Below are 14,081 nucleotides of genomic sequence, written 5' to 3'. Positions count from 1 at the left end.
GCCATTTAACAAATTAACAGCCTGTATTTGCACTTGTTTAGTATTTATTTATTGGCGGTTTACTTAATGAGGGATATGATTAAAAAGTAACTCGTAGGAAAAACATTATGTATAAAGAAATCCCTGTTCCCTATAATGGGAAATACACAGAATTTCAATCTACAGTTGTTAATGAAATAATCGTTTGGATTGAAATGAACTTAACTAGTCGCCTATTACTGGATGACATAGCACTAAAATCTGGATATACAAAATGGCATTTACAAAGAGTATTTCGTAAGGTTGTTGGTATGCCCTTAGGTGAATATATTCGCCGAAGACGGATTTGTGAAGCAGCAAAAGACCTCTGCACCACAGAACTACAAGTAATTGATATTGCATTAAAATACCAATTTGACTCCCAACAATCCTTTGCAAAGCGATTCCGTGCTTATTTAGGCACATCGCCGTCAATCTACCGAATTTCCGGTGAAAGTCAAAATGACCCTTTACTACTGGAACCCAAAGTAGCCTGATACGCAATATGAAAACACATTTTGTATTTAACCTTTTTATTCCACCTTCAATACAAAGCCCCACGTAAGTTAATTGCTGGGGCTTTTTTATTATTTATAAAAAACAAATTTAATAATCCCTTAAGGTTTTAAATTTTTTTTATTTTATTATCTTAATAAAAAACTTTATTATCAGTTAATATTTTAAATATAATTTTCAGATAAAATAAAGGCCTCTCTAGGAAGCCTTTAATATTATTAATTTATTACAGTAACGAATTAGAATGGAATATCGTCATCGAAATCCATTGGCGGTTCATTAGTTTGTGGAGCTGGTGCTTGTGAGCGTGCTGGTGCGCCGCCGCCACTGAATTGTTGTGCCGCCTGTGGTTGCTGAGGTTGACCCCAACCACCTTGACCACCCTGACTTTGTGATGGTGCATCACCGCCGCGACCACCTAACATTTGCATTGAACCGCCAATGTTCACAACCACTTCGGTTGTGTAGCGATCTTGACCACTTTGGTCTTGCCATTTACGTGTTTGCAAAGAACCTTCGATATAGACTTGTGATCCTTTTTTCAGGTATTCACCTGCAACTTCAGCTAATTTGCCGAAAATTACCACGCGATGCCATTCTGTTTTTTCGCGCATCTCGTTAGTTTGCTTGTCGCGCCAGCTTTCAGAAGTTGCCAGAGTCAGGTTTGCCACCGCTCCGCCGTTAGGCATATAACGGATTTCAGGATCTTGCCCTAGGTTACCGATAAGAATTACTTTATTTACGCCTCTGCTGGCCATTTATTACTCCTGATGCATTGAATTTTAATCTCTGGATTAGCCGTGAAGTTTACCAACGACCGAGCCGATTTGCACCAACAATTGAAATTGCGCTATTAAACTTGCGGAACGCTTTCCAGCTTTTAGTTAAATTTCATAGTGCTTTTGCCAGTATAGACACAAAATAATACATACCGCATCTATCTTTTCGATAAATTCTGGCTTTTGTTTTCCAATTTCATCATTAAAACGTCCTACTCTAAATAGTTCAATTCACAGCTAGGCGGCAAGCAAAGATATCGCAGGGAGCATAGACCTGCGTAGCTGAGCGCAGCCAACACCGCTGTGGGTTGAAATATGACGAGTAGGAAAATATAACGACTACTGTATATCCATTCAGGGAAAATTATGTGATAATGATCGCTTGCGATTGTTCAATATCAAATCATCCGGGAAGTGGTAAATGGATAATATCGAAGTCCGCGGCGCACGCACGCATAATCTGAAGAACATCAACCTCATTATTCCTCGTGACAAACTGATTGTTATCACGGGTTTATCTGGCTCAGGAAAATCGTCTTTAGCCTTTGACACCCTATATGCAGAGGGTCAGCGCCGGTATGTTGAGTCTCTATCAGCCTACGCTCGGCAGTTTCTGTCTTTAATGGAAAAGCCTGACGTAGACCATATTGAAGGGCTATCTCCTGCGATTTCGATTGAACAAAAATCCACTTCACATAACCCGCGTTCTACCGTGGGAACCATCACTGAAATTCATGACTACCTGCGGTTATTGTTTGCGCGGGTTGGTGAGCCTCGTTGCCCTGATCACGATATTCCATTAGCGGCACAAACCGTTAGCCAAATGGTTGATAATGTTTTAGCGCAGCCAACCGATCGCCGAATGATGTTGCTTGCCCCTGTCGTCAAAGAACGTAAAGGAGAGCACGTTAAATTACTCGATAACTTAGCGAGCCAAGGCTATATCCGTGCGCGAATTGATGGGGAAGTTTGCGATCTTTCTGATCCCCCTAAACTCGAATTACAGAAAAAGCACACCATTGAAGTCGTGGTTGATCGTTTTAAAATCCGCGATGACATTGCTCAGCGTTTAGCTGAGTCATTTGAAACCGCGCTAGAGCTCTCCGGCGGCACCGCCGTTGTTGCCGATATGGACGACCCGCAAGCAGAAGAGCTGGTCTTCTCCGCTAATTTCGCGTGCTCCGTTTGTGGCTATAGCATGGTGGAATTAGAACCACGCCTGTTTTCCTTTAATAACCCGGCAGGGGCTTGCCCAAGCTGTGATGGCTTAGGGGTCCAACAATTTTTTGACCCTGAGCGCGTACTGCAAAACACCGAAATCTCTTTAGCTGGTGGTGCTATTCGTGGTTGGGATCGCCGTAATTTTTATTATTTCCAGATGCTGATGTCATTGGCTGAGCACTATAAGTTTGATGTCGAAGCCCCTTATGATTCACTCAGCCCTGCGGTGCAAAAAATTATTTTGTACGGTTCAGGCAAAGAAACCATTGAGTTTAAATATCGTAATGATCGCGGGGATATTACCGTTCGCCGCCATCCATTCGAAGGTGTACTCAATAATATGGAGCGCCGTTATAAAGAAACGGAATCCACTGCCGTTCGTGAAGAACTGGCGAAATACATCAGTAACCGCCCTTGTGTTTCCTGTAATGGAACGCGTTTACGTAAAGAAGCGCGTTTTGTATTTGTTGAAAACACCACGTTACCTGAAATCGCGGATTACAGCATCGGCCATGCCATGGAGTTTTTCCAAAATTTAAAACTCAGTGGGCAACGCGCGCAAATTGCTGAAAAAGTGCTGAAAGAAATTGGTGACCGCCTTAAATTCTTAGTTAACGTTGGCTTAAACTACTTAAGTTTGTCACGCTCTGCCGATACCTTGTCAGGTGGTGAAGCCCAGCGTATTCGCCTTGCTAGCCAAATTGGTGCAGGCTTAGTGGGTGTAATGTATGTGCTTGATGAGCCTTCTATTGGTCTGCATCAACGGGATAATGATCGACTATTAGAAACCTTGATCCACCTACGTGATTTAGGTAATACAGTGATCGTCGTAGAGCACGATGAAGACGCCATTCGCGCTGCTGATCATGTGATTGATATCGGCCCAGGTGCTGGTGTACATGGTGGCCAAATTGTCGCTCAAGGTACATTAGAAGATATCGTGGCTAACCCAGATTCCTTAACAGGTAAGTTCTTAAGTGGTGAACGTCGAATTGAAATTCCGAAACAGCGTGTTCCTGTCAATAAGGACAAAATGCTCACGGTGTTTGGCGCAAAAGGTAACAACCTGAAAAATGTGACTTTAAAAGTGCCAGTCGGGTTATTTACTTGTATTACGGGCGTATCTGGCTCAGGGAAATCGACACTGATTAACGACACATTATTCCCAATTGCCCAGCGCCAACTCAATGGGGCAACCACCATTACCCCTGCGCCTTATTTGGATGTTGAAGGCTTGGAACATTTCGATAAAGTCATCGATATAGACCAAAGCCCAATCGGGCGAACACCGCGTTCTAACCCTGCGACTTATACCGGTGTGTTTACGCCAGTTCGTGAATTATTTGCAGGGGTACCAGAGTCCCGTACTCGTGGTTATAACCCGGGTCGTTTTAGCTTCAACGTGAAAGGTGGGCGCTGTGAGGCCTGTCAGGGTGATGGCGTTATCAAAGTTGAGATGCACTTCTTGCCTGACGTCTACGTACCGTGTGACCAATGTAAAGGCAAACGTTATAACCGCGAAACCTTGGAAATCAAATACAAAGGTAAGAGCATTCATGAAGTTCTCGACATGACTATCGAAGAATCTCGTGAGTTCTTTGATGCGGTTCCTGCCCTTGCTCGTAAGCTGCAAACCTTGATGGATGTGGGTTTATCCTATATTCGTCTTGGCCAATCAGCGACCACGTTATCAGGCGGTGAAGCACAGCGCGTTAAGCTGGCGAAAGAGCTCTCCAAACGCGGTACTGGGCAAACTATTTATATTTTAGATGAGCCAACGACAGGCCTGCACTTTGCTGATATCCAACAGCTTTTAGTCGTACTGCATCAGTTACGTGACCAAGGCAACACCATTGTGGTCATTGAACATAACCTTGATGTGATTAAAACAGCAGACTGGATTGTCGATCTAGGCCCTGAAGGGGGTAGTGGCGGTGGTGAAATTCTCATTGCAGGTACACCAGAAGAAGTGGCTGAGTGTGAGAAATCCCATACTTCAAGGTTCTTAAAAACCATTTTAGAACGCGGTTATTAAAACAAAATAACAAAAAGGAAGTCATTAGTGGCTTCCTTTTTACTTGGTTAATTTTAAATTACTTTTTGTCTACTTCTTTTGTTTTTCATCATAATTTTCATGTGAGCCAATACTCAAAAGGTATAGCGCCAACCGCGATCTTAGACATAAAAAAACGCAGGCCTTAACCTGCGTTTCATTTATTGATAACGTATTCAATTAGCAGATCATTACTGGCTAACTGCAGCAAATGCCTCAACGATACGTTTTACATTGTGACGGTTGACACCAGCCATACATACACGGCCTGTGCCCACTAAATACACTGCAAATTCGTCTTTTAGGCGAGCGACTTGTTCTTTAGTGAAACCGGTATAACTGAACATTCCGCGCTGTTTCAATAAATGGTCGAAGTTTTTGGTTGGTAATGCTTTTTTCAGCTCATCCACCAGCACAGTACGCATGTCTAAAATACGTAAACGCATTTCTTCCACTTCTGCTAACCATTTCGCTTTTTCTGCGCTGTTGGTCAGTACCGCAGCCACAATTTTTGCCCCATTAGATGGAGGGCTTGAATATAAACGGCGCACACCCGCTTTAAGCTGGCCTAATACGCGGTCACGCTCATCAGTATTTTCACAAATAACCGATAACCCACCTGCACGTTCGCCATAGATACCAAAGATTTTAGAGAATGAATTGCTGACAAATACGGTTAAGCCTGCTTTAACCATCGCTCTAATCGCATAAGCATCTTCATTGATACCTTCGGCAAAACCTTGGTAAGCAATGTCTAAGAATGGGATAAGTTTGTGTTCAATTGCCACTTTCGTGACTTCATCCCACTGTGCTGGCGTTAAGTCAGAACCTGTTGGGTTATGGCAGCATGGGTGCATTAAAATGATGCTATTTGCAGGCAATTTCTTGAATGTTGCGAGCATTTCATCGAATTTAACACCTTTAGTTTTTTCATCAAAGTATGGGTAATAATGAACTTTTGTGCCCGCACCTGAGAAAATAGAGGCATGGTTTTCCCACGTTGGGTCACTGCACCAAACTTCTGAGTCAGGATAGTATTGATGTAAGAAATCTGCGCCGATTTTTAATGCACCTGAGCCACCAATGGTTTGCACTGTTGCAATACGCTCTTGTGCAATCAGCGGGCAATCCTCACCAAATACCAATTTTTGCAGTTCAAGACGGTAATCTTTTAAACCTTCCATTGGCAAATACAAAGAGGCACTTGCTGGTAACTTGTTGAGTGACGCTTTAGCGGTACCCACCGTTGCCAGCTCAGGTGTTTTACCTTCGCCATCGTAGTAAAGACCAATACTCAAATTAATTTTGTTATCGCGAGTGTCTTTATTAAATTCATCCATTAACGACAGAATTGGGTCGCCCGGATAAGCATCAACATGTTCAAACACAGGACATCTCCTAATCATTATTTGGCGCTTATGATGTCAGCGCTCATTACGTTATTCAGCGTGGTTATTACGTTGTTACTTGAAAATAACCCTTTGTTGACTATTCGTCTACATATTCCATTGCAACACGTGAGGTCAATTTGGTGAGTAGCTCATAGTTGATAATGCCTGTTTGTGCGGCAATTTCTTCAACTGGCAGTCCATTACCCCATAAAACCACGTCATCCCCCACTTTATCGGTGGCATTTAACCCTAAATCCACGACGGTCATATCCATCGAAATACGGCCAATAATCGGCACTTTTCGCCCATTAATTAATACTGGTGTCCCTGATGGCACATTACGAGGATAGCCATCCCCATAACCAATGGCAACAACCCCAAGGCGAGTATCTTTCTCACTACACCACGTTTCACCATAGCCAACACATTGGCCTGCTGAATGTTCTCTCACAGCGATTAAGGTGGATTTTAAAGTCATGACTGGCTGTAAACCGAAATCTGCCGCACTTTTTCCTTCTTGAGGTGAAGCACCGTACATCATGATCCCGGGACGAACCCAGTCATAGTGAGCTTCAGGCCATAATAGGATACCTGCGGATGCCGCAATGGATTTTTCACCCTCTTTGCCCGCAATAAACTGTTTGAAGCAGTCTATTTGGTGCTGAGTGGTTGGTAAGTGTGGCGCATCTGCTTGGCAGAAGTGGCTGACAATATTAATTGGCAATTCAACATTTTCACTGCGCTGTAGGCGTTGATAAAAAGCTTCAGCGTCTTTTGGCAATACGCCAAGGCGGTGCATCCCTGTATCCAACTTCATCCAAACTTTGAGGGAATGCGGTAACTTAGCCGTTTCAAGCATTTCAAGCTGTTCAACGCAGTGAATAACGGTGTCAATTTTATGCGCCGCCATCAACTCAAGGTCTGCTTGCTCAAAAAAACCTTCCAATAAGACGACTGGTTTTTTGACACCATGTTGGCGCAGTAGCAATGCCTCATTCAACCTTGCCACACCAAAGCCATCTACCAGCGTTTCCACTGCACTTCCCACTCCAACTAACCCATGACCATAAGCGTTTGCTTTAACAACTGCAATCAGTTGGCTATTAGGGGCAATTTCTTTCACCCGTTGCAAGTTGTGTCGCAGAGCGCGGCGGTTTATCAATGCGGTTGCCGCTTTCATGATCCCCTCGTTTGTTTCTCTCTAATTTGGCCAAAAATTAAGCTGCCATTGGCAGCTCAATATATTCTCTATTTGTTATACGCTAAAAAATACCAATTTCCATTCGATAGTTTTTTTATTTTTATGGATCATTTAATTTAATACTCTAAATAGTTTGGGTTGTCGCTAGGCGGCAAACGAAGATATCGCGGGGAGCATACACAAGTATGTGACCCGCGTAGCTGAGTGCGGCCAACACCGCGACAGCGCAAAATATGACGAGTATTTAGTCTTCGTCGTTATACGCAGGCCCCGCGTAGTTATCAAAGCGCGACCACTGCCCGTTAAACGTCAACCTTACCGTACCAATCGGCCCGTTACGTTGCTTACCTAAAATAATCTCCGCAACCCCTTTGAGCTCGCTGTTATCGTGGTAAACCTCATCACGGTAGATAAACATAATTAAGTCCGCATCCTGCTCGATAGACCCCGATTCACGCAAGTCGGAGTTAACTGGGCGTTTATCTGCACGTTGCTCAAGGCTACGGTTAAGCTGTGATAACGCCACTACAGGCACATTAAGTTCTTTCGCTAACGCTTTGAGTGAACGTGAAATTTCGGCAATTTCAAGGGTACGGTTATCAGAGAGCGAAGGAACACGCATTAGTTGAAGGTAGTCAATCATGATCAGGCTTAAGCCACCGTGTTCACGGTAAATACGCCTCGCACGGGAACGCACCTCTGTAGGCGTCAGACCAGATGAGTCATCGATGTACATGTTGCGCTTTTCCATCAAAATTCCCATTGTGCTGGAAATACGCGCCCAATCTTCATCGTCTAATTGGCCAGTACGAATGCGCGTTTGGTCAACACGCGAAAGTGATGCGAGCATACGCATCATGATCTGGTTACCGGGCATCTCCAAACTGAAAATTAGCACCGGTTTTTCTTCTGTCATCGCCGCATTTTCACACAAGTTCATCGCAAAGGTGGTTTTACCCATGGATGGACGCGCTGCCACGATAATTAAATCTGAGCCTTGTAGCCCTGCTGTTTTTTTATCTAGGTCTTGATAACCTGTAGAAACCCCTGTAACCCCATCATGAGGTTGCTGGTAGAGCTGCTCAATTTTTTCGACGGTTTCGGACAAAATGGCTTCAATACCTTTTGGCCCTTCATCTTTGTTCGCGCGTGATTCTGCGATTTGGAAAACTTTGCTTTCCGCTAAATCCAGCAAGTCTTCACTGCTACGCCCTTGTGGGTCGTAACCCGCATCCGCAATTTCATTGGCGACAGAAATCATATCACGCACAACTGCACGTTCGCGAACGATGTCCGCATAAGCATTGATGTTCGCCGCACTTGGCGTGTTTTTTGATAACTCCGCTAGGTAAGCAAAGCCCCCGACACTATCAAGCTCACCTTCTTGCTCTAACGATTCTGACAAAGTAATTAAGTCAATCGGCTTGCCCCGCTCTAGCAATATTTGCATCTGCGAGAAAATCGTGCGGTGAGGACGGCTAAAAAAGTCAGCGTGCGTGACCCGCTCAGAGACGGTATCCCAGCGTTCGTTATCCAACATCAAACCGCCTAAAACAGATTGCTCCGCCTCAAGAGAGTGCGGTGGAAGTTTCAAACCTTCCATTTGGTGGTCCCGAGGGGCATCTGTTTTAAAATTTGATGAGGGTTTTTTAGCCATACATTTGCTTCCAAGTCTATAATTAACGAACAGCTTCTAGTATACGCCAATCTGATTTTTGTTGTGGCTTTCTTTGCGCTTTCAGGCGAGAGAATTGCCTGCTAACGTTTTCAACAAAAAGCACAAACCAATAATTCTTCTGATTGAAACATGGCGTTATAGTAAAACGATTGATATTGTAAACGAAACTGAATGGTTCTTATTGGAGATTGTCATGGCAAAACGTATCGAGTTCGCGCAGCATGGTGGCGCTGACGTTCTAAACTTTGTAGATTATTCCCCAACCGCACCTGCTGATAACGAAATTCAAATCGAAAACCGCGCAATCGGCATCAATTTTATCGACACCTACGTTCGTAGCGGCCTCTATCCTGTGGCTAAATTACCCAGTGGTCTCGGTACCGAAGCGGCTGGTGTGGTCGTCAAAACAGGTGCCCACGTCACGGGTTTCAAACCCGGTGACCGCGTGGTGTACGCCCAAGGCCCACTGGGTGCATACAGCGAAGTGCACAATGTACCGGAGCACGCTGTTGCCCACTTACCCGATGGTATTACCTTTGAACAAGCCGCAGCTAGCTCACTCAAAGGAATGACAGTCTACTATTTATTCCATCAAACGTATCAACTCCAACGTGATGAAGTGTTTTTGTTCCACGCTGCTGCGGGTGGTGTGGGCTTAATTGCCTGCCAATGGGCAAAAGCACTGGGCGCGAAAATGATTGGTACTGTGGGTTCTGCGGATAAAGCATTACGTGCAAAAGAAGCTGGCGCATGGGATGTGATTAACTACCAAACCGAGGACATTGCAGCGCGCGTTAAAGAGATCACGCAAGGCGAGAAAGTCAGTGTGGCATATGACTCTGTGGGTCAATCCACATGGCTTGCTTCTTTAGATTCACTGAAACGCCGCGGGTTGATGGTCAGTTTTGGTAACGCATCTGGCCCTGTGACAGGGGTGAATTTGGGTATTCTCAATCAAAAAGGCGGTTTATACGTCACTCGCCCATCTTTGGGGGTATATGTCACGAACCGTGCTGAGCTAGACCAAGCCAGTAACGCGTTGTTTGATATGATTTTAAGTGGCAATGTGAATGTGGATGTGCCGCAATCGCAAATTTTTGCCCTGAAAGACGCGCAAAAAGCCCACACCACTATTGAGTCGAGAAAAACCCAAGGATCAAGTTTGTTGATCCCGTAATGGTTATCTCGCCAAAATAAAAAAAGCGCCAATTTAGGCGCATTGAGGTTGTTGACAAAGCAGGATAAAAGCGTGGTTTTTCCTGCTTTGTGTTATCCGCCGAAAATCAATGAATTGATTTTCCTAGTTTATTTTCAAAACCTATCCAACCTGCTATTCACCGCGAGTTACAAACTCCAGAGCCTGCTCAACCACCGCTAAGTCAGCACCTTTTTTGTGGGCGTTTTCACTTAGATGGCGACGCCATTGGCGAGCCCCCGGGATGCCCTGGAAAATACCTAACATATGGCGTGTCATATGGCCTAAATAAGCGCCTTTAGACAATTCACTTTCAATATACGGGTACATCGCCCGCACGGCATCAACACCATTCGTCACAGGAAAGTGCTCACCAAACAATTGGTTATCAACCGCCGTTAAAATAGACGGGTTTTGATAGGCTTCGCGCCCCACCATCACGCCATCGAGATGTTGAAGGTGTTCTTTTGCTTCTTCCAGCGTTTTAATGCCACCGTTAATCGCCATCGTTAAATGCGGAAAATCACGCTTTAATTGGTAAACACGGGGGTAATCTAAAGGGGGGATTTCGCGATTTTCTTTTGGGCTTAGGCCAGATAACCATGCTTTGCGCGCATGGATAATAAACATTTCACAGCCGCCCTTGCTAGAAACGGTTTCGATAAAATCACACAAAAATTCGTAGCTATCTTGCTCATCAATACCAATACGGGTTTTAACCGTCACTGGAATGGATACCACGTCTTGCATCGCTTTTATGCAATCCGCCACCAACTGCGCATCCCCCATTAAGCACGCACCAAAACGGCCATTTTGCACTCGGTCAGATGGGCAACCCACATTTAAATTAATTTCATCGTAACCGCGCTCTTCAGCAAGCTTGGCGCACTGGGCTAACGCCGCAGGGTCGCTGCCACCCAGTTGCAATGAAACAGGGTGCTCTTCTTCACTAAACGCAAGGTAATTTCCCTTTCCATAGATAATAGCCCCCGTTGTCACCATTTCGGTGTACAACAAGGTATTTTTGCTTAATAAGCGATGGAAATAGCGGCAATGGCGGTCTGTCCAATCGAGCATAGGCGCAACGGAAAAACGGTTTAAATTTTGATAACCTTGTTTTGGTGTATTTTGCTGCATGGTTCACTTGCTTTATAAAATCAATGGAATAGCTCAAAAATAAAGAGCCAAGGAAAAACGATGAGCGAGTATACCATAGCGCTCACGTTGTGTGATGGCTAACTCGTGTTTTTGATGAGCAAAAAACCCTCAGTACCGTTTGGTACTGAGGGTTGGTATATTCGTTATCAGATTAAAGTAAAGACTATTTCTTCTCTGAAAGTAATGCGTAGCTAGTCATTAAGTTACGGTAGTCAGGGATATGGTTTGAAAACAGCGTTCCTAAACCTTCCACGTCATTACGCCAGTCGCGATGTAGTTCACACGCAGCACCAAACCAGCTCATTAGTTGAGCCCCCGCTTTTGACATTCTATCCCAAGCTGCATCACGTGTAATTGGGTTAAATGTTCCCGACGCATCCGTTATGACGAATACTTCATAATCTTCTTCTAAAGCAGACAACGCAGGGAAGGCCACACAGACCTCTGTTACCACACCTGCAATAATTAACTGTTTTTTGCCTGTTGCTTTCACTGCTTTAACAAACTCTTCGTTATCCCAAGCGTTGATCTGCCCTGGACGTGCGATATAAGGTGCATCAGGAAACATTTCTTTTAATTCAGGAATTAATGGGCCATTAGGTCCATTTTCGAAAGAGGTTGTTAGAATCGTTGGTAAGTTAAAATACTTGGCAAGTGAAGCTAATGCTAAAACGCTATTCTTAAATTTATCAGGATCTTGGTCACGAACCAGTGATAACAAGCCTGTTTGGTGGTCAACAAGTAATACTGCAGCATTGTCTTTATCTAAACGGTTATATTTGAAGCTCATAACAACAACTCCTTAAAACAAGGGGAAGCCATCTTATAGTATAGAAGAAGATGATTTTATTGATGGCGATTGATATTTAAAAATATTAACCGCCATCTCAGATAAAATATTTCAACAAGTTTATTTATTCACCAAACTACTTGGTTTCTGCACTCATTGTCACCACATTACCCATACGAGCACTGGTAATTGTGTAGCTATCTGCACCTGCTGCTTTTGCTTTAGCGGCAATAATCGCTTCTGCTGAATCCAACGTATCGCTTGTTGCAGTTAAGGTTGCTGCTGAAGCGCCAAATGCCATCATAGATAATACAGAAGCTGCCATCAGAGTTTTAAACATGTTCATAATATAATTCCTTCGGTGTTTATTTGGGGAGGCAACCCGTGTTGCCTTCGATGGATGTATCATAGCCCCAAAGGTTATTTGAGTTAAAGCTAATAAAATCGCTTATCTTTCTCAAATAAATTGAACAAGTAAAACCACTTAGTTTTAATTTAATGATGAAGGAAAAGAGAAGGGCCAGTATTGAGGATGCGAAAGTGCCTTATTGAGCAGCAACAAGGCACCAAAAAACTAGTTTTGTTGGAGGGAAACATCACCAAATGTCATAAAAATCAAGGTATGCCCAGCAATGCCACGGTAAACACCTTGCTGCTGGTTTAGCTCGCACGCAAGTGCTGTTAATTGCCACGCATCATACTCTTCAATTTGGCTAACGCGTGCAGTCAGTAATGCATTGTCTTTACGCTCACCATAGGCTTTTACCGCAATCGCGTCTTGAGCTAGCGCACTATCAATTGACGTATTTGCCCAGCTCCACATCCAACTCCCTTGGCTTTGGTCGTAAGTGCCAATAATCTGCACGGGTGCTGTCGCCATAATGTTATCAGGGGCATGAAAGATAATGGTACCTTCGTCTTGGTCAACTGACCAATCAGCCTCATCCAGCTTCCAAGTCTCACAATGAAATTGGTTTTTCGCTTGTAAGCTGTTCATGCTACGTTCAATCAATGCCTCGTAGGGCAATTGCTCTAATTCATTACTCATTGATTATCCAATATTTTTTAAAGCATTCACAATTAACTGCCAAAACTTCTGATGATCAAGTTTGACGGCAACCTGAGTATGGCAATCCGCTGGCGCTGGATGGCGGAAATCAGCAACCGTCATACCAAGCGTTAACGAACCCGTAAGTTCGACATCCACAGGCACTTTTTGCGTGGTCATCACAGAAGGGTCAATCACATAAGCGACCGCGCAAGGGTCATGAACAGGTGGGGCATCAAAGCCTTGAGCTTGTTTGTACATTTTGCCGAAAAAATCCAGCAGTTCGACGACAAACTGCGAACAATCGCTACCAATCGCCGCAATTTCTTTCACAATATCAGGCGTTGCCAGTGCTTGGTGGGTCAAATCTAGCCCGACCATCGTCAATGGCCATTTTTCATTAAAGACGATATGTGCCGCTTCAGGGTCAATTTTGATGTTGAACTCCGCCACGGCGCTCCAATTACCCACATGGTAGCCGCCCCCCATCAAAACCACCTCTTTCACCCGCTGAACAATACGCGGTTCAAGGCGTGCAGCGAGGGCAATATTTGTTAGTGCCCCTGTCGGGACTAATGTCACTGTTTTAGGGGGATGTGACATGATGGTATCGATAATCAATGAAACGGCATGCCTTTCATCAAGTTGCAAAGTTGGGGTGGGTAAAACAGGCCCATCTAGCCCTGAATCACCGTGAATATCTGGCGCAACTTCAATATCCCGAACTAATGGACGAACAGAGCCCGCAGCAAATGGAATGCCCGTGATCTTGGCCATTTCTGCAATTGCCAGTGCATTACGAGTGACTTTTTCAAGGGTTTGGTTACCTGCAACGGTCGTTACAGCCAATAAATCGATATCAGGATTACCGTAAGCCAGTAATAATGCGATAGCATCATCATGGCCTGGGTCACAATCGAGGATGATTTTTTTGCTCATACCTTACCTTATAAAATTGGAGTCAGAGATGGCCCTAACTCCAATGTAACCACCCTATAAGGCAAAATCTACGCTTAAAGTCTGAATACGAAGG

12 protein-coding genes are annotated in these 14,081 nt (G+C 44.3%); 3 read left to right on the top strand and 9 right to left on the bottom strand.

Features of this window, described 5'->3' with window-relative positions:
* Positions 1–107 precede the first annotated feature (107 nt).
* Positions 108–515 carry a helix-turn-helix domain-containing protein gene (locus J6836_RS19990; RefSeq protein ID WP_219245580.1) on the top strand — a complete coding sequence of 136 codons (408 nt, stop codon included), beginning with the start codon at positions 108–110 and terminating at the stop codon, positions 513–515.
* Positions 516–773: 258 nt separating this feature from the next.
* On the opposite strand, the gene J6836_RS19985 is transcribed toward J6836_RS19990, so the two are convergent.
* Positions 774–1,292: a single-stranded DNA-binding protein gene (locus J6836_RS19985; RefSeq protein WP_219245579.1), complete on the bottom strand. Its 519-nt coding sequence runs from the start codon at positions 1,290–1,292 to the stop codon at positions 774–776.
* A 442-nt stretch (positions 1,293–1,734) separates the two neighbouring features.
* On the opposite strand from J6836_RS19985, the gene uvrA reads away from it, so the two are divergent.
* Positions 1,735–4,569: an excinuclease ABC subunit UvrA gene (gene uvrA, locus J6836_RS19980; RefSeq protein WP_219245578.1), complete on the top strand. Its 2,835-nt coding sequence runs from the start codon at positions 1,735–1,737 to the stop codon at positions 4,567–4,569.
* 209 nt (positions 4,570–4,778) lie between these two features.
* On the opposite strand, the gene J6836_RS19975 is transcribed toward uvrA, so the two are convergent.
* From J6836_RS19975 to dnaB, 3 genes are all read right to left on the bottom strand, one after another.
* A complete protein-coding gene (locus tag J6836_RS19975; RefSeq protein ID WP_206086319.1) occupies positions 4,779–5,975 on the bottom strand; it encodes an amino acid aminotransferase in 1,197 nt (398 codons plus the stop codon).
* Positions 5,976–6,075: 100 nt separating this feature from the next.
* The gene (gene alr / locus J6836_RS19970; protein ID WP_219245577.1) at positions 6,076–7,158 is read right to left on the bottom strand and encodes an alanine racemase; all 1,083 of its coding nucleotides are present in this window, start codon (positions 7,156–7,158) and stop codon (positions 6,076–6,078) included.
* Between the two features lie 265 nt (positions 7,159–7,423).
* A complete protein-coding gene (dnaB, locus tag J6836_RS19965) occupies positions 7,424–8,836 on the bottom strand; it encodes a replicative DNA helicase (protein WP_219245576.1) in 1,413 nt (470 codons plus the stop codon).
* A gap of 214 nt (positions 8,837–9,050) precedes the next feature.
* On the opposite strand from dnaB, the gene J6836_RS19960 reads away from it, so the two are divergent.
* Entirely contained in the window at positions 9,051–10,034 is a 984-nt protein-coding gene (locus J6836_RS19960; RefSeq protein ID WP_219245575.1) for a quinone oxidoreductase, read from the top strand.
* A gap of 153 nt (positions 10,035–10,187) precedes the next feature.
* Here the strand turns inward: J6836_RS19960 and dusA are convergent, their stop codons facing one another.
* The 5 genes from dusA to uriH all read right to left on the bottom strand — a co-directional run bounded on the left by dusA (position 10,188) and on the right by uriH (position 13,987).
* Positions 10,188–11,189: a tRNA dihydrouridine(20/20a) synthase DusA gene (dusA, locus tag J6836_RS19955; protein ID WP_219245574.1), complete on the bottom strand. Its 1,002-nt coding sequence runs from the start codon at positions 11,187–11,189 to the stop codon at positions 10,188–10,190.
* Positions 11,190–11,373: 184 nt separating this feature from the next.
* Positions 11,374–12,000: an isochorismate family cysteine hydrolase YcaC gene (gene ycaC / locus J6836_RS19950; RefSeq protein ID WP_219245573.1), complete on the bottom strand. Its 627-nt coding sequence runs from the start codon at positions 11,998–12,000 to the stop codon at positions 11,374–11,376.
* A 136-nt stretch (positions 12,001–12,136) separates the two neighbouring features.
* Positions 12,137–12,346 (bottom strand): YdgH/BhsA/McbA-like domain containing protein, encoded by a 210-nt coding sequence (locus J6836_RS19945; RefSeq protein WP_219245572.1) that lies wholly within the window; start codon positions 12,344–12,346, stop codon positions 12,137–12,139.
* 228 nt (positions 12,347–12,574) lie between these two features.
* On the bottom strand, positions 12,575–13,048 hold the full coding sequence (locus J6836_RS19940) for a DUF6882 domain-containing protein (RefSeq protein WP_219245571.1): 474 nt from the start codon (positions 13,046–13,048) through the stop codon (positions 12,575–12,577).
* Between the two features lie 3 nt (positions 13,049–13,051).
* Positions 13,052–13,987, bottom strand: coding sequence for a uridine-preferring nucleoside hydrolase UriH (uriH, locus tag J6836_RS19935; protein WP_219245570.1), 936 nt, complete (start codon positions 13,985–13,987; stop codon positions 13,052–13,054).
* Between the last annotated feature and the right edge of the window lie 94 nt (positions 13,988–14,081).

Source organism: Providencia sp. R33 (assembly GCF_019343475.1).
Taxonomy (GTDB): domain Bacteria; phylum Pseudomonadota; class Gammaproteobacteria; order Enterobacterales; family Enterobacteriaceae; genus Providencia.
Note: the sequence above shows the minus strand (reverse complement) of the source record. Positions and strands in the feature narration are given on the sequence as shown.

Bases quoted from the DNA above. Each gene is read 5' to 3' on its own strand.
- J6836_RS19990 (WP_219245580.1), top strand. From the start codon at position 108: ATGTATAAAGAAATCCCTGTTCCCTATAATGGGAAATACACAGAATTT.
- J6836_RS19985 (WP_219245579.1), bottom strand. From the start codon at position 1,292: ATGGCCAGCAGAGGCGTAAATAAAGTAATTCTTATCGGTAACCTAGGG.
- uvrA (WP_219245578.1), top strand. From the start codon at position 1,735: ATGGATAATATCGAAGTCCGCGGCGCACGCACGCATAATCTGAAGAAC.
- alr (WP_219245577.1), bottom strand. From the start codon at position 7,158: ATGAAAGCGGCAACCGCATTGATAAACCGCCGCGCTCTGCGACACAAC.
- dnaB (WP_219245576.1), bottom strand. From the start codon at position 8,836: ATGGCTAAAAAACCCTCATCAAATTTTAAAACAGATGCCCCTCGGGAC.
- J6836_RS19960 (WP_219245575.1), top strand. From the start codon at position 9,051: ATGGCAAAACGTATCGAGTTCGCGCAGCATGGTGGCGCTGACGTTCTA.
- dusA (WP_219245574.1), bottom strand. From the start codon at position 11,189: ATGCAGCAAAATACACCAAAACAAGGTTATCAAAATTTAAACCGTTTT.
- ycaC (WP_219245573.1), bottom strand. From the start codon at position 12,000: ATGAGCTTCAAATATAACCGTTTAGATAAAGACAATGCTGCAGTATTA.
- J6836_RS19945 (WP_219245572.1), bottom strand. From the start codon at position 12,346: ATGAACATGTTTAAAACTCTGATGGCAGCTTCTGTATTATCTATGATG.
- J6836_RS19940 (WP_219245571.1), bottom strand. From the start codon at position 13,048: ATGAGTAATGAATTAGAGCAATTGCCCTACGAGGCATTGATTGAACGT.
- uriH (WP_219245570.1), bottom strand. From the start codon at position 13,987: ATGAGCAAAAAAATCATCCTCGATTGTGACCCAGGCCATGATGATGCT.